Source organism: Streptomyces sp. V3I7, assembly GCF_030817495.1.
Lineage (GTDB): Bacteria > Actinomycetota > Actinomycetes > Streptomycetales > Streptomycetaceae > Streptomyces.
Map to the genome: position 1 here is coordinate 6,398,988 of NZ_JAUSZK010000001.1, position 16,603 is coordinate 6,415,590.

Annotated in this window: 20 protein-coding genes; 12 read left to right on the plus strand and 8 right to left on the minus strand. The window is 71.7% G+C overall.

The window, feature by feature from the left end; translation table 11 throughout:
* The first annotated feature begins 14 nt into the window (after window positions 1–14).
* The 8 genes from QFZ74_RS29565 (at window position 15) to QFZ74_RS29600 (ending at window position 5,015) form a co-directional block, all read left to right on the plus strand.
* On the plus strand, window positions 15–602 hold the full coding sequence (locus QFZ74_RS29565; protein WP_307623907.1) for an ABC transporter substrate-binding protein: 588 nt from the start codon (window positions 15–17) through the stop codon (window positions 600–602).
* Window positions 595–1,638 (plus strand): SRPBCC family protein, encoded by a 1,044-nt coding sequence (locus QFZ74_RS29570; RefSeq protein ID WP_307623908.1) that lies wholly within the window; start codon window positions 595–597, stop codon window positions 1,636–1,638. Before QFZ74_RS29565 ends, QFZ74_RS29570 begins: the two co-directional genes overlap by 8 nt.
* A 27-nt stretch (window positions 1,639–1,665) precedes the next feature.
* Window positions 1,666–2,208 carry a gas vesicle protein gene (locus QFZ74_RS29575; RefSeq protein WP_307623909.1) on the plus strand — a complete coding sequence of 181 codons (543 nt, stop codon included), beginning with the start codon at window positions 1,666–1,668 and terminating at the stop codon, window positions 2,206–2,208.
* Window positions 2,209–2,214: 6 nt separating this feature from the next.
* Window positions 2,215–3,039 (plus strand): GvpL/GvpF family gas vesicle protein, encoded by an 825-nt coding sequence (locus QFZ74_RS29580; RefSeq protein WP_307623910.1) that lies wholly within the window; start codon window positions 2,215–2,217, stop codon window positions 3,037–3,039.
* A gap of 3 nt (window positions 3,040–3,042) precedes the next feature.
* Window positions 3,043–3,276, plus strand: a complete 234-nt coding sequence (locus tag QFZ74_RS29585; RefSeq protein ID WP_307623911.1) for a gas vesicle protein — start codon at window positions 3,043–3,045, stop codon at window positions 3,274–3,276.
* Window positions 3,228–3,632 carry a gas vesicle protein K gene (locus QFZ74_RS29590; RefSeq protein ID WP_307623912.1) on the plus strand — a complete coding sequence of 135 codons (405 nt, stop codon included), beginning with the start codon at window positions 3,228–3,230 and terminating at the stop codon, window positions 3,630–3,632. The genes QFZ74_RS29585 and QFZ74_RS29590 overlap by 49 nt, the downstream gene beginning before the upstream one ends.
* 69 nt (window positions 3,633–3,701) lie before the next feature.
* Window positions 3,702–4,385 (plus strand): hypothetical protein, encoded by a 684-nt coding sequence (locus tag QFZ74_RS29595; protein ID WP_307623913.1) that lies wholly within the window; start codon window positions 3,702–3,704, stop codon window positions 4,383–4,385.
* 75 nt (window positions 4,386–4,460) lie between these two features.
* Entirely contained in the window at window positions 4,461–5,015 is a 555-nt protein-coding gene (locus QFZ74_RS29600) for an XRE family transcriptional regulator (protein ID WP_307623914.1), read from the plus strand.
* A 25-nt stretch (window positions 5,016–5,040) separates the two neighbouring features.
* Here QFZ74_RS29600 and QFZ74_RS29605 read toward each other — a convergent pair whose 3' ends face one another.
* Both QFZ74_RS29605 and aac(3) read right to left on the minus strand, forming a co-directional pair.
* A complete protein-coding gene (locus tag QFZ74_RS29605) occupies window positions 5,041–5,619 on the minus strand; it encodes a DUF6817 domain-containing protein (protein ID WP_307623915.1) in 579 nt (192 codons plus the stop codon).
* The gene (gene aac(3), locus QFZ74_RS29610; RefSeq protein WP_307623916.1) at window positions 5,616–6,479 is read right to left on the minus strand and encodes an aminoglycoside 3-N-acetyltransferase; all 864 of its coding nucleotides are present in this window, start codon (window positions 6,477–6,479) and stop codon (window positions 5,616–5,618) included. The genes QFZ74_RS29605 and aac(3) overlap by 4 nt, the downstream gene beginning before the upstream one ends.
* Before the next feature lie 164 nt (window positions 6,480–6,643).
* Between aac(3) and QFZ74_RS29615 the strand changes: the two genes are divergently transcribed.
* Window positions 6,644–7,060, plus strand: coding sequence for a GNAT family N-acetyltransferase (locus QFZ74_RS29615; RefSeq protein ID WP_307623917.1), 417 nt, complete (start codon window positions 6,644–6,646; stop codon window positions 7,058–7,060).
* Window positions 7,061–7,303: 243 nt separating this feature from the next.
* On the opposite strand, the gene QFZ74_RS29620 is transcribed toward QFZ74_RS29615, so the two are convergent.
* Window positions 7,304–7,801 (minus strand): hypothetical protein, encoded by a 498-nt coding sequence (locus tag QFZ74_RS29620; protein WP_307623918.1) that lies wholly within the window; start codon window positions 7,799–7,801, stop codon window positions 7,304–7,306.
* Window positions 7,802–8,349: 548 nt separating this feature from the next.
* Between QFZ74_RS29620 and QFZ74_RS29625 the strand changes: the two genes are divergently transcribed.
* Window positions 8,350–10,218: an ABC transporter ATP-binding protein gene (locus tag QFZ74_RS29625; RefSeq protein ID WP_307623919.1), complete on the plus strand. Its 1,869-nt coding sequence runs from the start codon at window positions 8,350–8,352 to the stop codon at window positions 10,216–10,218.
* On the plus strand, window positions 10,215–11,147 hold the full coding sequence (locus tag QFZ74_RS29630) for a serine/threonine-protein kinase (protein WP_307623920.1): 933 nt from the start codon (window positions 10,215–10,217) through the stop codon (window positions 11,145–11,147). Before QFZ74_RS29625 ends, QFZ74_RS29630 begins: the two co-directional genes overlap by 4 nt.
* Before the next feature lie 22 nt (window positions 11,148–11,169).
* Here QFZ74_RS29630 and QFZ74_RS29635 read toward each other — a convergent pair whose 3' ends face one another.
* From QFZ74_RS29635 to QFZ74_RS29645, 3 genes are all read right to left on the minus strand, one after another.
* Window positions 11,170–11,928, minus strand: a complete 759-nt coding sequence (locus QFZ74_RS29635) for a zf-HC2 domain-containing protein (protein ID WP_307623921.1) — start codon at window positions 11,926–11,928, stop codon at window positions 11,170–11,172.
* A complete protein-coding gene (locus tag QFZ74_RS29640; protein WP_307624321.1) occupies window positions 11,921–12,508 on the minus strand; it encodes an RNA polymerase sigma factor in 588 nt (195 codons plus the stop codon). Before QFZ74_RS29640 ends, QFZ74_RS29635 begins: the two co-directional genes overlap by 8 nt.
* Before the next feature lie 156 nt (window positions 12,509–12,664).
* Window positions 12,665–13,222 (minus strand): DoxX family protein, encoded by a 558-nt coding sequence (locus QFZ74_RS29645; protein ID WP_307623922.1) that lies wholly within the window; start codon window positions 13,220–13,222, stop codon window positions 12,665–12,667.
* A 233-nt stretch (window positions 13,223–13,455) separates the two neighbouring features.
* Between QFZ74_RS29645 and QFZ74_RS29650 the strand changes: the two genes are divergently transcribed.
* Window positions 13,456–14,382, plus strand: coding sequence for a cation diffusion facilitator family transporter (locus tag QFZ74_RS29650; RefSeq protein ID WP_307623923.1), 927 nt, complete (start codon window positions 13,456–13,458; stop codon window positions 14,380–14,382).
* A gap of 8 nt (window positions 14,383–14,390) precedes the next feature.
* On the opposite strand, the gene QFZ74_RS29655 is transcribed toward QFZ74_RS29650, so the two are convergent.
* On the minus strand, window positions 14,391–16,145 hold the full coding sequence (locus QFZ74_RS29655) for a DEAD/DEAH box helicase (RefSeq protein WP_307623924.1): 1,755 nt from the start codon (window positions 16,143–16,145) through the stop codon (window positions 14,391–14,393).
* Window positions 16,146–16,232: 87 nt separating this feature from the next.
* Window positions 16,233–16,436 (minus strand): cold-shock protein, encoded by a 204-nt coding sequence (locus tag QFZ74_RS29660; RefSeq protein ID WP_307623925.1) that lies wholly within the window; start codon window positions 16,434–16,436, stop codon window positions 16,233–16,235.
* Window positions 16,437–16,603: the final 167 nt, after the last annotated feature.

Consider the following 16,603-nt stretch of genomic DNA (forward strand, 5'->3'; position numbering starts at 1 on the left):
GTGAGATGGTCAAGATGAGACAAGCAAACATCGCAGCCGCTGTGATCGGCGGATATCTGCTGGGACGCAGAAAGAAGGCCAAGGTCGCCATCGGTCTCGGACTGCTGCTGGCCGGCGCGGGGTCGCGGGCTGAGAAGCTCGGCAAGGTGCTCTCCCAGGCACCGGTCCTCGGCGTGGTCAACGACCGGCTGCGCGAGGAGCTGACGGGTGCGGGCAAGGCGGCCGCCGACACCGTGCTGACCGCCGGGGCGGAGCGGCTGGCCGATGTGCTCCGCGAGCGCACCGAGGAGCTCCACGACACGGGCGAGGGCGCCGGCGCGAAGACCAGGAAGGCCCAGAAGACCGGAAGGACCGAGGAGACGGAGCCGGACGAGGAGGAGCCGGACGAGGAGGAGCCGGACGAGGAGGAGCCGGACGACGAAGAGCCGGACGACGAAGAGCCGGACGAGGAGGAGCCGGACGCCAAGCCGTCCAGGAACAGGAAACCGGCGTCGGCGTCGGCGTCCGGCGGCGAGGCACGCAGGACGCGGAAGACGACCGGCCCGCGGGCGAAGAAGACCTCCGCTTCCGGCACCGGGAAGAGGAGTGCGGACCATGGCTGAGAAGAAGGCCGGCAAAAACCCGGCCACGGACCGGCTCATGGAAGAGCTGGAACGCTATGTCGAGGCCCGCGTCGATCACGCGCTGACCGGGATGGGCCGGCGTATCGGCGAGGCCGTCGGCGGGAACGTGCCCGGCCTGGGCGTCGGAAAGATCGGTGAACTGGCCGGCGACCTCGGCCGGAAGGTCCTGCCGGGCAAGACACTTCCCGCACTGATGGGACGTATCTCCAAGGCGACGGGCGCGGCCGCGCACAAGGCCATGGGCGCGTCCGGGAAGCCGGCCGCCAAGGCGAAGAAGCTGACGATCATCGAGGACGTCGACGTCGGTGTGCCGGTGCGGGTGGCGTACGACCAGTGGACCCAGTTCCAGGAGTTCGGCCAGTTCGCCAAGGGCGTCCTGTCGGTCGAGCAGAAGGACGAGACGACGACCGACTGGCGCGTGAAGGTCGCCAAGTCCAAGCGGGCCTGGCAGGGGACGATCACCGAGCAGATCCCCGACGAACGCATCGTGTGGGAGTCCCAGGGAGACAAGGGCACCACCCGCGGTGTCATCACCTTCCACCCCCTCGGCGAGCAGCTGACGAAGGTCCTGGTCGTCCTGGAGTACGCCCCCAAGGGCCCGGTGGAGAAGACCGGTGCGCTCTTCCGGTCGCAGGGCCGCCGGGCGCGGCTGGACCTGAAGCTGTTCCGGAAGTTCATCATGATGCGCGGTGAGCCCACCGGCAGCTGGCGCGGCGAGATCCGCGACGGCGAGGTGGTCAGCGAGGAAGAGGAAGAGACGGAGCCCAGGGCCGAGGACGAGAAGGAGCCGCGCAAGGACGAGGAGAAGGAAGAAGAGGAGGAGGACGAGGAGTTCGAGGACGAGGACGAGGAGCCGGACGAGGAGGAAGAGGAAGAGGAGGACGAGGAGTTCGAGGACGAGGACGAGACGGAGCCCGGCGACGACGAGTACGCCGCCGAGGAGGAAGAGGAGGAGGAAGAAGAGGAAGAGCCCACACCCAGGCGGTCGCGCAGGACGGCCGCGTCGAGGCGCTGATCCGCGCAGGAAACGAGGTGGAATTCCGTGGCAGGATCCGACTCCCTCAGCACGGTCCCGTCACGGGCGGCTTCCCCCTATGGCGGCGGCAGGGACTCGAGCGCGAACCTCGCCGACATCCTTGAGCGCGTGCTCGACAAGGGCATCGTCATCGTCGGCGACATCAAGATCAATCTGCTCGACATCGAACTGCTCACCATCAAACTCCGGCTGCTCGTGGCCTCCGTCGACAAGGCCAAGGAGATCGGCATCGACTGGTGGGAGCACGACCCCGCCCTGTCCTCCCGCGCCGACGACCGGCGGTTGGAGCGCGGCCGGCGGGAGCTGGAGGACGAGCGGCGCGACCTGGAGGACGAGAACGACCGCCTGCGCGACGAGCTGGAGGAACTGCGCCGCCGCGCCCGCAGGACCGACGCCGAGCTGCCCGAGGCCGAACTGTCCGAGGCCGGCGCCGAACTGCCCGAGGGCGAGCGCTCCCGGGGTCGTACCAGCGCCGCCCGCGAGAAATCCGGCCCGGAAAAACCACGGCGGCGCGAACGGCGCTCCTCCGACGGCGACACGCGGGACTGATGCGCGATGGCAGCCGAAGAAGCCCCGGACGTCGCCGCGTCCCCGCAGACCCACCTCCTCAGCTACGCCTACGGCGTGATCCCCGCGGCCCAGGCGTCCGACGACGCCCTGACCGAGGCGCTGTCCGCCCTCCGCGGGGTCGCCGGCGCACCGGTCACCCTGGTCCGGTCCGGGCCGCTGGCCGCGGCGGTCAGCGGCGTACCCGAGGCGGAGTTCTCGGAGGGCGCCCTCAAGGTCCGGCTCGAGGACCTGGACTGGCTCGAATCGGTCGCCCGGCCCCACCACGCCGTCATCGAGACCCTGTCGGCCCACGCGACCACCCTGCCGCTGCGGCTGGCCACCATCTATCTCAACGACGCCCACGTCCGCGCCATGCTCGACGCCCGCGCCGAGGACTTCACCGGGATGCTCGACCGGCTGGCGGACCACGTGGAGCTCGGCGTGAAGGTGTACGCCCTGCTGTCCCCGGCGGAGGAGGAAGCGCCCCGCACGAGCGTCGGCGAGACCTCCGGGCGGGCCTACCTCCAGCAGCGCAGGCGGCAGCGGCACACCCGGGACGCCACCTGGCGGGCGGCACGCGACGCCGTGCGCCGCATCGAGGCCGAGGCCGGGCAACTCGCCGTCGACAGCGCCCACTACCGCCCGCAGCAGGGCCGGCTCGCCCAGGGCGTCCCGGGCGAGAACGTGGCCAACGCGGCGTTCCTCGTGCCCCGCCCCCTGGTGGACGAGTTCCGGACGCGGATCGAACGGTCCGCCGAGGACCTGCCGGGGGTACGCGTCGAGGTCACCGGGCCGTGGGCGCCGTACTCCTTCGCCGGAAGGAGCGACTGAGCGGTGACCGTGGAACACGACGAGCCCCTCGCCGACCGGCAGATCGCGCTGATCGACCTGCTCGACCGGCTCCTCGCCGGCGGCGTGGTGCTCACCGGCGACCTGATGCTGACGATCGCGGACATCGACCTGGTCCGCATCTCGCTGCGCGCACTGATCGTCTCCGTCACCGACGAGATGGAGGAACTGTGGATCCCCGGCGAGCCGACCGGCGCCCCGACCGACTCCGCGAGGTGAACCAGGCGGCGGAACGCGCCTTCTCACTGCTGCCCGCCCGCCCCGAGGACACCCCCGCCCGCACCGCGAGCGGCACCAGCAAGACGCTCAGCCGTCTGCGCACCGACCCCGAGACCGTGGAGCGCGACCTCGTCAAACTCGTCCTCACCATCGTCGAGTTGCTGCGCCAGCTGATGGAACGCCAGGCGCTGCGCCGGGTCGACAGCGGCGACCTCACCGAGGACCAGGAGGAACGGCTCGGCCTCACACTCATGATCCTCTACGACCGTATGAACGAACTCTGCGACCGGTACGACCTCACCATGGACGACCTCAACATCGACCTCGGCCCCTTGGGGCCGCTCCTGCCGCCCTGATCACCGTGCGGCTGCCCGTGCTGCGGGTCCACTGGCTGGAGCAGACGCTTCTGCGAGGGGGTGTGGTTCATGTCCCTCGACGTCGACTGCCGCGCGGGCAGGCGGCGCCCGCGGCTGCGCTTCGACGGCTGGATCGCGGGCATGGGCACCACCTCCGGGACGCGTATCGTCCTCGGGCACTGGCCCGGCTCGCCCTTCGGGCCGTTCAGCGACGTGATGGTGGAACGGGCCGACGGACGGCGGCTGTTGCTCGCCCCCACGCGGCCGTTGGCGGACTTCGTCAGCGCCACCTACACCTTCGACGCCGTCCGCGTCGTCCCGGTCGACGTGAGCCACGCGGACGGCACCTGGTCGGTCACGGCGGGACCGCTCGCGCTGCGGTTCACCGTCGGCGGCCGCGGGGTACTGGGGTGGCTGCTGCGGGCCGTTCCCGACATGCTGGCCTGCCGTCCGGCGTGGTGCCGGCTGACGGACCTGCCCGCCCGCGCATCCCTGGCCGGCGTGCGCACCCGCGGAAGCGCCCGCGGCGGCGACCGCGAGTGGTACGGGGCCCGTGACCTGCACACGATCGGCTCCGTCTCGGCAGCCTTCGAGGGCGACGGCCTCGGCGCCATGACGCCCGTGGAACCACCGGTGCGGTTCGGCTTCGGGTCGGTGCCGAGGAAGCCGTCGATCGTCCGGATCACGACGACCGTGGCACCGGCCCGCGCCCACCCCGGGACGCCATGGCCCGCCGACCCCGCTGACCTGTAACGTTCACGGTGACACCGGTGACGCCGGTGAGGGCGCGCAGGAGCACGGGACGACGGAGAGCAGGGCGAGGCGGCGATGGTCGACATCGGGAACACGCTCGACCAGGCGGCCGTCCTGCACTTCACCCGCCCGGCCCCCAAGTCGGCGCCCGCGCAGATGCGTTACCTGGTACGGCAGTTGAAGGGCACCCGCGCGGTCGCCGAGCTGCTCGGCGTCTCGCAGCGCACGGTGGAGCGCTATGTGAAGGACCAGCTGAAGCGCCCCCGCCACGACCTCGCCGAACGCCTGGCGGCCGAGACCCGCAAGCGCTGGCAGCCCCGGGTGCGGGAGCGGGCGCGACAGCAGGCGGCCACCAAGGGCGGCATCTTCGTGTCCACCCGGGCCCGCTTCGGCTTCACCGCCGCCCCCGGCAGCAGCGACGACCCCCGCATCCGCTACGTCAACCAGGCCCTGCCCCCGGACTACGCGGCCCGCCTCTTCGACGCCCAGGAGGCGGGCGCGACCGAGCAGCAGCTGCGGGCCATCCTGGCCGAGGGCCTGGGCGAGATGTACTTCCGCGACCGGGGCCGCCGCGCCGCGGGCCTGCGGGTCGAGTTCACCGACATCGAGCAGCTCGACCTGGACTACTGAGGCGGCTCATCCCATGGGCGCACGCTCAACTCGCCGACCGAAGCGCTGAGTCACAGGCCTGGCGAGCGGCGAGGGAGAGCAGCGAGCCCGCCCGCGTGAGCAGGTCGTGCAGCCCGAGACCGTACTTCTCGGCCAGTTCCGCGTTGTGCGCCATGACGTCGAGCTCGTTGGCGGCCGTGATCTCCAGGAATGCCCTCAACTCCTCGGGGGCAGGCCGGTGTTCCTCGCCGGTGAAGCGGTTGCGGAAGGTGATCTCCGTGGTGCCGTCGATGCGGGGATAGACGGCGTCGCGGTCGCAGCTCGCGTACAAGTGGACGAGCGACTCGGCCCGTTCACCGATCAACGCGACGAGCGTCGCCCGTTCGGTGACGGGAAGCAGCTTCGGCGCGAAGCCGTCGGTGCCGTACGTCGCGTGGCACAGGCCCGCGGTCCGGACCGCGGCGTCCGCTCCCCAGTCGGCCAACACGCTCTGCACGCGCCGCAGATGCTCCAGCAGGGTGCCGCCCGGATGCGGCATCCCGTCCGCTCCGTGAGCGCGCAGGAACGCCTCGATCGCCTCCTGCCCCTCACCCGTCGCCCGGTGCCGCGGGCCTGTTGCCGTCATGGTCGGTGGTCCTCCCGTCGCAGACGCCCCTCGATCCACGCGAGGGCGAAGTCGATGACCTGGGCGGTCTCGAAGAGATGGCTCTCCGCGGCGCCGACCCGTCCGCTGCGCCCGATGCCCGCGGCCAGCATGTCCAGGACGATGGCCTCGAACGGATCCTGCCCCTCACCCACCACCGCCGCGTAGTCGAAGGCACCGTGCTCGGAGTCGATGTCGCGGAAGCGGCGCCAGACACGGCGGCCGTCCACCTCGATGGGCTGTTCGTACGTCACGAACCGCTTGCCGGGCGCGTCCGCGAGGGCCTCGGCGTGGTGGAGCAGGGTCATGGTGTCGAGCGGCGCGCCCAGCAGCAGGACCCGGCCGCCGCGCTCGACCAGCCGGGCCGGCGGACTGCCGGGCTCGTGGGGATCGTCCCAGGGATGGTCGGCCGTCAGCGCGGCCGCCGCCGGGCCGAGCGCGGCGAAGCTGACGTCCGGATGCCGGCTGCGGACGGCACCGGGCATGCGGCGAAGGGCCTCGGGGAGACGGCCGTTGGCGTGGTCGGCCTCGCTGAGGTCGGGGTCATAGGCCGGATGCTCCTCGCGCAGGGCGTCCTGCCAGGACCGTGGCCAGGTGGTGAAGTCGTAGGGCGGCGCGTCGTTCCAGCCGCAGGACACCATCAGCGTGCCCCGCGACCCCACCACGTCACGCAGGGCGTCGATGACGCTCCGCGCTCCGCCCGCCACATAACCGAGGGCGGACATGCGGGTGTGGAGCATGACGATGTCGCCGTCGCCGAGCCCCAGTTGAGCCAGATCGCGACTCATCCGACTCCGGGTCACGGGCCCGCCGGAGCGCGCCAACAGGTCCCTCGCGTCCACGGGGAGAACCTATCCCCGGCACCGGGTTCGCGAACGCGGGTTGCGACAACGGGTGTTCAGCGGGGAGCGGCACCGGGGCATGCCATACGTTCGTGATCGTGCCACAGAGCTCGACCGCCCATTCTCGCCGGCAGGCGGTCAAGGGCACCTGACAGGATGCCGTCATGATCCCGTTCTCGCCGGTGCCACCCGTCGTCCCCGCAGGTCGCATGGCCCGTGCCCCGCAGCCGGTGCTCGGCCTCACCGGCGGACTGGAGCTGCGGCCCTGGCGGTCCGAGGACGCGGACGTGCTCGTCGCCGCGAGTCAGGACCCCGCCATCCGGCTCTGGAACCGGCTCGTCGTGGAGTCGACGGAGCACGCGCGCCTGCGGATCGAGCGGATGCGGAAGCGTTGGGAGAGCGAGGAGGCCGCGATCTGGGCCGTCGCCCCGGTGGACGGCGGTGCGGCCGTGGGCCTGATCGGCTGGGTGGACGTCAGTCTCGAGGAGGGCAGTGCCGAGGTCGTCTACTGGGTCCTGCCCGAGGCGCGGCAGGGGAGTGGTGGTCGAGGCAGTAAGACGCGTCAGCCGGTGGGCACTTGAGGAGCTGGGGCTGCACCGGCTCCGGCTCTGCCACTCGACCGCGAACCCCGCGTCGTGCCGCGTGGCGGAGAAGGCCGGGTACGCCGTCGAGGGCACGATGCGCGGTGCCCTGCTGCACGAGGACGGCTGGCACGACCAGCACCTGCACGCCCTCGTCCAGGGGGACACGTATGCCTGAAGCATGTGCGTCGCCGCTCCGCGTCCGCCCGGCGGACGGACGCGGAGCGGCACCGGGGCGGGCGCTCAGCAGCCGCCGCAGTTGTAGTAGAGGACGTCCCAGTGGTTGCCCTCGTCGGTGTAGACGTTGCCGGAGCCGGACTGCCACATCGGGTAGCCGTCGCCGCGCAGGCCGATGTAGGAGAAGTTGTTCTTGATGTAGCTTCCGATGCACGTGTACTTGCTGTAGTCGAGCTTGTAGCCGTTCCAGTGCGAGTACGTGCCGCTGGCGTGGCCGGTCTCGGTGCCGCCGGTGATGTTGAGGGCGCAGCCGCTGGCCTTCTTGAGCGTCTGGGCACCCTGGGCGGTGGCGAGGTTGAGCTGCTCGAACGATGTACAGGTGGAGTTGTAGCGGTCGGTGCAGTTGCCGGACGAGGACCAGGTGATGCCGACCGAGCGGAACATCGATTCCGCGGTGGCCTGGCTGATCTTCGTGACGGCGAACGCGTCGGTGGCGGTGCCGACGACCGCGACGCCCGGGGCGACGACGAGGGCGAGGGCGGTGAGAGCTGAGCGGATCTTCATGGGGAACCCTTCCTGCGAACGACCGTGCTCCTGTGAGGTGGCTGTGCGGGCGGTGCAGGCAGTGCAGGGAGATAGTGCCCGAGGTCTACGCGCGTCCGCCAGAGTGCGAACGAAATCGGCTCGAAGGTGGTGCTGAGGGATGGTGATGGGGCGGAACCAAGGAAAGAAGAAAGTTGTACCAATTCCCCGGAATCGCCATCCAACGCGCGCTCCCGGACGTATCCCTCACAGGGGGACGCATCCAGGAGAAACAACATGGCTATCTTCAGTCACCTGATTCCCGCGAATCGAAACGACCACAGAAGGGACTGGTCCTCCCGGAACGACGACTTCAGCGGCCACCGCCGCGGTCACGGCCGTCACGGCGGTCACAGCGGTCACGGCCACGGCGGCCATGGCCATGGCGGTCACGGCGGTCACGGCCACGGTGGCGGACACGGCGGCCACGGCTACTGATGACCACCACGGACAACCACACACAGCTGAGTGGGCCGGAGTCCGCAACTCCGGTCCGCTGAGCCGTGTCCGAACGACGAGGAACGCAGGCCATGGCGCGCGTCCCGTGGCATGTACTGCTACGGCGGCTGCTGTCGGTGGGCGAGGACCCGGACGCCGTCGTCGCCGCCGCGCCGCCCGTCCCACTGCGCGCGATCTTCCGGCGCTTCTGGCCGTACACCCGCGGCGGCCGGCGCTGGCTCGTCGTCATCCTCTGCTTCAGCCTGGTCGGACCGCTGCTCGACGGCGCCGAGATCTGGCTGTTCAAACTCGTGGTCGACGACGTGCTCGTCCCACGCGACCTCGGCCCGCTGCTCTGGATCGCGCTCGCCTACCTCGGCCTCATCGTCGCCTCCGGCCTCCTCGGCTTCGGCGACGACGTCACGTCCACCTGGGTCAGCGAGCGGTTCCTGCTCGCGCTGCGGGCGGACGTCTTCCGGCACGTCCAGAGCCTGTCGCTCGCGTTCTTCGAACGGCGGCGGCTCGGGGACGTGCTCTCGCGCGTCACCGGCGACGTCGACGCCGTCGAGACCTTCCTGCTCTCCGGCCTCGCCAACGCCCTCTACTACGTCATCGAAACGGGCGTGTTCCTCGGTCTGTTGCTCTACCTCCAGTGGGACCTGACCCTCCTCGCTCTCGTCATCGTGCCGCTGTTCTGGCGCGCCGCCCGCCACTTCGCGCGGCTCATCAAGCAGGCCTCGCGCGAGCGCCGGCGCCGCAGCGGCGCGCTGAGCGCCGTCGCCGAGGAGTCGCTCGGCAACGTCGCGCTGGTGCAGGCGTACAACCGGCAGTCCTGGGAGGAGCGCCGCTTCGAGCGCGAGAGCGTGGGCCGGTTCCGGGCGGCGATGACCTCGGCACGGATCCACGCCGTCTACGGCCCGATCGTGGAGTTCATCGAGGTCAGCGGCGCGCTCGCCGTCATGGCGCTCGGCACCTGGAAGCTGTCCCAGGGCGCGCTCACGCTCGGCGGCCTGCTGGTCTTCCTCGCGCTCATCAGCAAGCTCTACAGCCCGATCCGCGGCATGTCCCAACTCGGCACGACCTTCTACGCGGCCTCCGCCTCCGCCGAGCGCATCATCGAACTCCTCGACCAGCGCCCCCAGGTCACCGAGTCCGTCCGGGCCCGTCCGCTCCGACGGGCGCGCGGACACGTCGAGTTCGAGGCCGTCTCCTTCCGCTACCCCGGCACCTCCCCGTGGGCGCTCGAGGACGTGTCGTTCGCCGTGGCACCCGGCGAGACCCTCGCCCTGGTCGGGGCGAGCGGCGCCGGCAAGTCCACCGCCGCCAAACTCCAGTTGCGCTTCTACGACCCCGACCTGGGCGCGATCCGCCTCGACGGCACCGACCTGCGGGACCTGCGGCTGGCCGACGTACGGGAGAGCGCCGCCGTCGTCCTGCAGGAGACGCTCGTCTTCCACGGCACCGTCCGGGAGAACATCGCCTACGGCCGCCCGGACGCCACGGAGGCCGACATCGTCGCCGCGGCACGCGCCGCCGACGCCCACGCGTTCATCGAGCTGCTGCCAAACGGCTACGACACCCTCGTCGGCCAGCAGGGCCGCATCCTCTCCGGCGGCCAGCGCCAACGCCTCGCCATCGCCCGGGCGATGATCAGGAACGCGCCCGTCCTGCTCCTCGACGAACCCACCACCGGCCTGGACGCCCAGTCGGCCGGGCGCATCCTGGAGCCGCTGCGCCGCCTCATGGCGGGCCGCACCACCATCGTCATCTCGCACAGCCTGCTCACCGTGCGCGACGCCACCCGCATCGTGGTGCTCGACCACGGCCGGATCACCGAGGACGGCACCCACGACGACCTGCTGGCCCGCGACGGAACGTACGCCCGCCTGCACCGCCTCAACGCGGCCACCGGACAGGGCGGCACCCTCGCCGCCCCGCCCCCGCAGAAGGCCCGCTCATGAGCCCGGCCACCACGCGCGCGCCCGCACCCCTGGCCCCCGGAACCCGGCCCGCACCCGGCTACGAGATCCTCGCCCACCTGGCCCGCACCGGCTGGCTCGACCTGTACGACGCCTGGAGCGAGGAGCGCGACTGCCGGTGCGTCGTCAAGGTGGTACGCCCCGACCGGCGCGAAGAGGAACGGCTGCGTGACCGGCTGCTGCGCGAGGGCCGCTGGCTGCGGTCCTTCAGCCACCCCCATCTGGTCCGCGCGTACGACACCTTCGCCTTCCCGGAGCCGCTCGTCGTGCTGGAGACCCTGACCGGCGAGACGCTGGCCCACCTCATCCACCGGCTGCGGCGCCGGCCGGCCGCCGAGGACGTGGCGCTGCTCGGCGTACACCTGTGCTCCGCGATGCACTACCTGCACGGCCACGGCCTGCTCCACCTCGACCTCAAGCCGTCCAACGTCGTGGTCGACTGCCGGCACGCCAAGGTGCTCGACCTGAGCCTCGCGCGACCGCCCGGCACCGCTCCCGCGGGCCTCGGCACCGACTGCTATCTCGCGCCGGAGCAGGCCCGCGGCGGGCCGCTGACGGCCGCCGCCGACGTCTGGGGCATCGGCATCACGCTGTACGAGGTCGCCACCGGCGAGCTGCCGTTCGACTGGGGGGAGACGGAGGAGGACGGGACGGCCGACGAGTCGTACTCGAGGACCGGAAGCGACTGGCCCGACGGGACGAGGAGCGAGGAGGGCCAGGGCGCCTGGTATCCGCAACTCACAGCGCACGCCCCGCCGATCACCGCCCGCCGACGCCTCCCGCGGAGCCTGGCCGCCGCCATCGACGGCTGTCTTCGGCCCGAACCGTCCGACCGGCCCGCCCTCCACGACCTCGCCGACGCCTTCGACGCGACGCTGCCGTGGCAGCGCCGACAGCGGCCACCGGCGTGACGATGCCTTAGGAGGGGGCGCGTCAAGCTGACGACTCGAAGCGCGCCGTGGCCAGTGTCGTGCCGTCGGCGTAGGTCAGCCGGGCGCCGGACAGCTTGGACGTGTCGACCGGCATCGGGACCTCCCAGACGCCGTAGCCGTCGTGCAGCGAGAACGTACGCACGGGGACCGTGGTGCCGTCCGAATGCTCCAGCAGGCAGTTGATCTTGCCCTCGTAGTCGATCCCGGCGTCCTCCAGGTCGATGGAGACGTACACCCAGCCCGGCGGTCCGGGATCGGCGAAGATCTTTCCCGCCGTCTGGCTGCCGGGGCCGGACGTCATCAGGTCGGCGTCCATGACGCCCGAGGCGACCTCGACCTGGCCGGGCGGGGCGGCCGCGTTCTCGATGGCCGTGCCGACGGCCCAGCCGCCGAACCCGGCGATCAGCGCGAAGCCGGCCATGACGGACGCGACGCGCAGCCGTCCGCGCTCACTGGACCAGGGACCGGACGAGGGGAACGGCCGGCGGTGCTTCCGCGCGCGCGGACGGCCCTCGCGCTCCGCCGCGGCGTGACTGAGCGACCGCGCCACCCGGGACTCGAACCCGACCGGCGGCTCCCGGTCCGGCAGCAGGCCGAACAGCCCGTCGCCGACGAGGGTCAGCTGACCGATGGACTGCCGGCAGTCCGCGCACCGGTCCAGATGCGCGACGGCCTCCGCACGCTCCCGGCCAGGCAGTACCCCCAGAGCCAGCTCGGGGCCGAGCTCCTGGAGCTTTTCGCACGTCACGTTGCTAGCCATCGTCGCCTCGCTTCGGAGACGGGAGCGTGTTCCGCAGTTTCCCCATCGCTGTCCTGATCCGTGTCTTGGCGGTGCCCAGCGGGATGCCCTCCCGGTCGGCGATCTGCTGGGCCGTCATCCCGTAGATCCCCGCCATCACCAGGGCCCGGCCCTGTTCGCGCGGCAGCCCGGCCACGGCGGTACGCAGCCGGGACGCCGCCTCGTCCGCGATCGCCGCCTGCTCGGGCGTCTCGGTCACGGCGTCGAGGAGCGCGTCGAGATCCTCGGGCGCCAGCGGCTCCGGCCGGCGCGAGCGGACGGCGTCGATGGCCAGGTTGTGCGCGATCGTCGTCAGCCAGCTCAGCACCGAACCGCGCCGTGAGTCGTAGATCTGCGCGTGCCGCCACGCGCGCTCGAAGGTCTGCTGGGCGATGTCCTCGGCGAGCTGCGGATCGCCGAGGACGGCGACCGCGACGCCGAAGACCGTGCGCTGGAAGCGCCGGACGAAGGTGACAGCGAGCTCCGGGTCACCGGTGGCCAGTCCGGAGAGCAGAGCCTCGTCCGGAAGACGGTGGCCGATCGGAAGCCCGGAACCCTGCATACCCATATATACGGACCATTTCGTCCGGAGGATTGCCCGGCGGGGCCGCCCGCTCCTGCACGGAGTCGTTTCGTCGCCCCGCGGAGGCCGGCGGGGGCCGGCCCGGCGGGGGCCGGCGGAGGCCGCCCAGAGGTGGGGCGTGATCGCGGAGGCCGCTCAGAGGTTCAGCGTGATCGCGGACGCGATGCCGCCCAGCACGAGAGCGACCCCGGCTGCGGCCCAGCCGCCCCTGCCCCAGGGGAAGAACCGGTCGAGGGCCAGCCGCCCGGGGCCGATGGCGGCGACGCCGATGGCCACGACGGCGATGACGACGTTGAGCTCCACCCCACCGTCCGTCGACCACAGACCGTGGGCGCCGGTCACCGTCACCATGGCGTTGATCATCACGCCGACGAGGGCGGCGGCCGCGAGCGGGGTCAGCAGGCCGAGCGCGAACAGGAGACCCCCGACGAACTCGGACAACCCGCCGACCAGCGCGAATATCTCACCGGGACGGAAACCGAGGGCCTCGAGCCCCTTGCCCGTCGCAGCCAGCCCCTGACCGCCGAAGATCCCGAACAGTTTCTGGGCGCCGTGCCCCGCCATCAACAGCCCGACGGTCAGTCTGATCAGCAGAAGTCCGCAGTCCGCGGCGGTCGGTGCCGCTCTGGCGGCGTGCTGTGCCCCCGTCCTCGAGGGCTCCGGAGAACGGTGCGGGTCGTGTTTCGTATTCATGGCGTACCACCCCTGCCCATCCTTCCGCAGGAGGGCCCGTCGCGCAGTCTGACCTGGGCGGCAGGCCGGGCGGGCCGCCGAGCGGGGCGGGTCGTTTCTGCCGTTTCCCACGCGGAGCACTTACTGTCCTGCGTATGGGATCACAGGGCGGGCAGGAGCCGATGCGGGGGACAGGGGCGGCCGGGGCTGGGGCAGCGGCCGGTGGGGCGGGTGGCGGCGGAACCAGTGAGTCCATGGTCACCGTCATCGTCGCGGCGGCCGCCAACCTGGGCGTGGCGCTGGCGAAGGCCGTCGCGGGCGTCCTCAGCGGTTCGAGCGCGATGCTCGCCGAGGCCGGTCACTCGGTGGCGGACACCGTCACGGAGCTGCTCCTGCTGACCTCGCTGAAGCGCAGTGAGAAGCCCGCCGACGAGGACCACCCCTTCGGCTACGGCCCCGCGCGGTACGTCTGGGCGCTCCTCGCCTCCGTCGCCACCTTCGTGGGCGGCGGCGTGTTCGCCCTGTACGACGGCATCCACTCGCTGACCCACGGCGAGAAGCCCGGCAACCCGACGATCTCCTACATCGTGCTCGCCGTCGCCTTCGTGCTGGAGAGCATCTCCCTGCGCACCGGCCTCAAGCAGGCCGCCGGCCAGGCGCAGCGCCGCCGCCTGCCCATCCTGCGCCACCTGCGCCACACGCCCGACACCGCCGTCAAGGCCGTCGTGATGGAGGACTCGGCCGCCCTCGTCGGCCTGGTGCTCGCCGCGCTCGGCCTCTTCCTCACCCAGCTCTCCGGATCCGGCATCTGGGACGGCATCGCCTCGATCCTCATCGGCGTGCTGCTCGTCTTCGTCGCCTGGGAACTGGGCCGCTCCAACACCGAGTTCCTCATCGGCCGCGCCCTGGCGAAGCCGCTGCGGGACGCGGTACGGCATGAACTGCTGTCCGTGGGCCCCATCGAAGAGGTCCAGGAACTGACGACGCTCGTGCAGGGCCCGCACGAGGTTCTGGTCGCCGCGAAGGTCGGCTTCCGTGACGTCTCGACCGCCGAGCAGATCGAGTACGCCTGCGAGGACGCCGAGAACCGCCTGCGCGCCCTGCTCCCGTCCATCAAACGCGTCTACCTGGACCCCACGCCCGGGCGGGGAACCCGCCGCGAGCGTGGCACGACCAGCTGACGTCCGGCTCAGCCGGCGGGGCGTCGGCGGCCTCGGCCACCGGTGCCCGCGGCTCCGCCCTTGGCGCCGCCTGCTGCCGCCCGTCGGCCGGATCGGGCAGGAGCCGCGGCGTTGCCGGATGCGGATGCGGATGCGGCACCGGTCGTCGACCGGCGTTCCGAGCCGCGTCCGCCCGTGCCGACCGCACCGGCGCTGGTCCCGCCGGATCCCGACCTACGGGCAGTACCGCGCCCGCTCGTCGCGGAGGTGCCGCGTCCGCCGGTCGCGGAGGTGCCGCGTCCGCCGGTCGTGGCGGTGCCGCCAGAGGCGGTCGCCTTGGCCGTGCCCCGGCTCTGCTTGCCCGTGGCGGCGGTACCCGTCGCCGTTTGCGCCCCGCCGCCGCTTCGGCGCGGACGGCCGGACCGCCCGCCGGGCTTGGTCCCGGGCTTCCGCTCCGCGCGGGTGGCCGTCGGCGTCGCGGGCTGGGGGACCTCGATGGTGACGGGCACGCCGGACGGCTCGCGGGCCCCGGTGAGGGTGGCCAGTTCCGCGTCGGTGGACGTGACGCGGGCGGTCTTCGGGCGGATGCCCGCGTCCGACATCAGCCGGGTGATGTCCCGCTTCTGGTCGGGCAGCACGAGCGTGACCACGCTGCCGGAGCCGCCGGCACGGGCCGTGCGGCCGCCCCGGTGGAGGTAGTCCTTGTGGTCGGTAGGGGGATCGACGTTGACCACCAGGTCGAGGTCGTCGATGTGTATGCCCCGGGCCGCGACGTTCGTCGCCACCAGCGCGGTGACCTGACCGGTCTTGAACTGTTCCAGGGTGCGGGTCCGCTGGGGCTGGCTGCGGCCTCCGTGCAGTGCGCCCGCACGGACGCCGACGGCCAGGAGCCGCTTGGTGAGCCGGTCGGCGGACCGCTTGGTGTCGAGGAAGAGGATGACCCGGCCGTCGCGGGCCGCGATGCGCGTGGTGACGGCCTTCTTGTCGGTCTCGTCCAGGACGTGGAGCACGTGGTGCTCCATCGTGGTCACCGCTCCCGCGGACGGATCCACGGAGTGCACCACGGGATCGGTCAGGAACCGCTGGACCAGGCGGTCGATGTTGGCGTCCAGGGTGGCCGAGAAGAGCATGCGCTGACCGTCGGGCCGTACCCGCTGGATCAGCTTGGTGATCTGCGGCAGGAAGCCCATGTCGGTCATCTGGTCGGCCTCGTCCAGGACCGTGATGCGTACGTCGTCGAGGACGCAGTCACCGCGCTCCACGAGGTCGTTGAGCCGGCCCGGGCACGCCACGAGCACCTCGACGCCGCGCCGCAGCGTCGCCGCCTGCTTGGTGATGGACAGCCCGCCGACCACGGTGGCCAGCCGGAGGTTCACCGCCGTCGCGTAGGGAGTCAGCGCGTCCGTCACCTGCTGGGCGAGTTCGCGCGTGGGCACGAGCACGAGGGCCAGCGGCGCCCTGGACTCGGCGCGCAGTCCGGCCGTACGGGCCAGCAGCGCGAGTCCGAACGCGAGGGTCTTGCCGGAGCCGGTGCGCCCCCGCCCCAGCAGGTCGCGGCCCGCGAGCGAGTTGGGCAGCGTGGCGGCCTGGATGGGGAAGGGCGCGGTCACGCCCTGCGCGGTGAGGGTCTTCAGCAGTCCCGCGGGCATGTCCAGCGCGGCGAAGTCCTCGACGGCGGGCAGAGCGGGGGTCGTGCTTTCCGGCAGCCGGAACTCCCGGGGCGAGGATGCGGGGGACGGGGCCGACGACGTACGCCGGGGTGACTTCTGGGGCCTGCGGGGCATGCGGTGTTCTGCCTTCCTGGAAACCGCGCAGACCGGGGTCCGCACCATGACGGTGCGGACCCCGGTCTGCGGATACGCGTCCGGTGATCAGGCGGGGACGATGTTCTCCGCCTGCGGGCCCTTCTGGCCCGGCGTGACGTCGAAGGAGACCCGCTGGCCCTCCTGGAGCTCACGGAAGCCCTGGGTGGCGATGTTCGAGTAGTGGGCGAACACGTCCGGGCCGCCGCCGTCCTGCTGGATGAAGCCGAAACCCTTTTCGGCGTTGAACCACTTCACGGTTCCCTGAGCCATGATCTTCTCCTTCTGTAGGCAGAGGCCCCATCCGGAGATCCCGGAAAACAAATAATGCGCCTGAGGACATTCCCGTCAGGCGCACATAGGTTCATGGGTACCACAACTGCAACACCGAGACCGTAGCACAGTTCGGCGGTCACGGTGGACGGAACCCGGTCGGACGC

Coding starts and splice junctions, on each gene's coding strand:
- QFZ74_RS29565 (WP_307623907.1), top strand. CDS start 15: ATGAGACAAGCAAACATCGCAGCCGCTGTGATCGGCGGATATCTGCTG.
- QFZ74_RS29570 (WP_307623908.1), top strand. CDS start 595: ATGGCTGAGAAGAAGGCCGGCAAAAACCCGGCCACGGACCGGCTCATG.
- QFZ74_RS29580 (WP_307623910.1), top strand. CDS start 2,215: ATGGCAGCCGAAGAAGCCCCGGACGTCGCCGCGTCCCCGCAGACCCAC.
- QFZ74_RS29595 (WP_307623913.1), top strand. CDS start 3,702: ATGTCCCTCGACGTCGACTGCCGCGCGGGCAGGCGGCGCCCGCGGCTG.
- QFZ74_RS29600 (WP_307623914.1), top strand. CDS start 4,461: ATGGTCGACATCGGGAACACGCTCGACCAGGCGGCCGTCCTGCACTTC.
- QFZ74_RS29605 (WP_307623915.1), bottom strand. CDS start 5,619: ATGACGGCAACAGGCCCGCGGCACCGGGCGACGGGTGAGGGGCAGGAG.
- QFZ74_RS29615 (WP_307623917.1), top strand. CDS start 6,644: ATGATCCCGTTCTCGCCGGTGCCACCCGTCGTCCCCGCAGGTCGCATG.
- QFZ74_RS29620 (WP_307623918.1), bottom strand. CDS start 7,801: ATGAAGATCCGCTCAGCTCTCACCGCCCTCGCCCTCGTCGTCGCCCCG.
- QFZ74_RS29625 (WP_307623919.1), top strand. CDS start 8,350: ATGGCGCGCGTCCCGTGGCATGTACTGCTACGGCGGCTGCTGTCGGTG.
- QFZ74_RS29630 (WP_307623920.1), top strand. CDS start 10,215: ATGAGCCCGGCCACCACGCGCGCGCCCGCACCCCTGGCCCCCGGAACC.
- QFZ74_RS29635 (WP_307623921.1), bottom strand. CDS start 11,928: ATGGCTAGCAACGTGACGTGCGAAAAGCTCCAGGAGCTCGGCCCCGAG.
- QFZ74_RS29640 (WP_307624321.1), bottom strand. CDS start 12,508: ATGCAGGGTTCCGGGCTTCCGATCGGCCACCGTCTTCCGGACGAGGCT.
- QFZ74_RS29645 (WP_307623922.1), bottom strand. CDS start 13,222: ATGAATACGAAACACGACCCGCACCGTTCTCCGGAGCCCTCGAGGACG.
- QFZ74_RS29650 (WP_307623923.1), top strand. CDS start 13,456: ATGGTCACCGTCATCGTCGCGGCGGCCGCCAACCTGGGCGTGGCGCTG.
- QFZ74_RS29655 (WP_307623924.1), bottom strand. CDS start 16,145: ATGCCCCGCAGGCCCCAGAAGTCACCCCGGCGTACGTCGTCGGCCCCG.
- QFZ74_RS29660 (WP_307623925.1), bottom strand. CDS start 16,436: ATGGCTCAGGGAACCGTGAAGTGGTTCAACGCCGAAAAGGGTTTCGGC.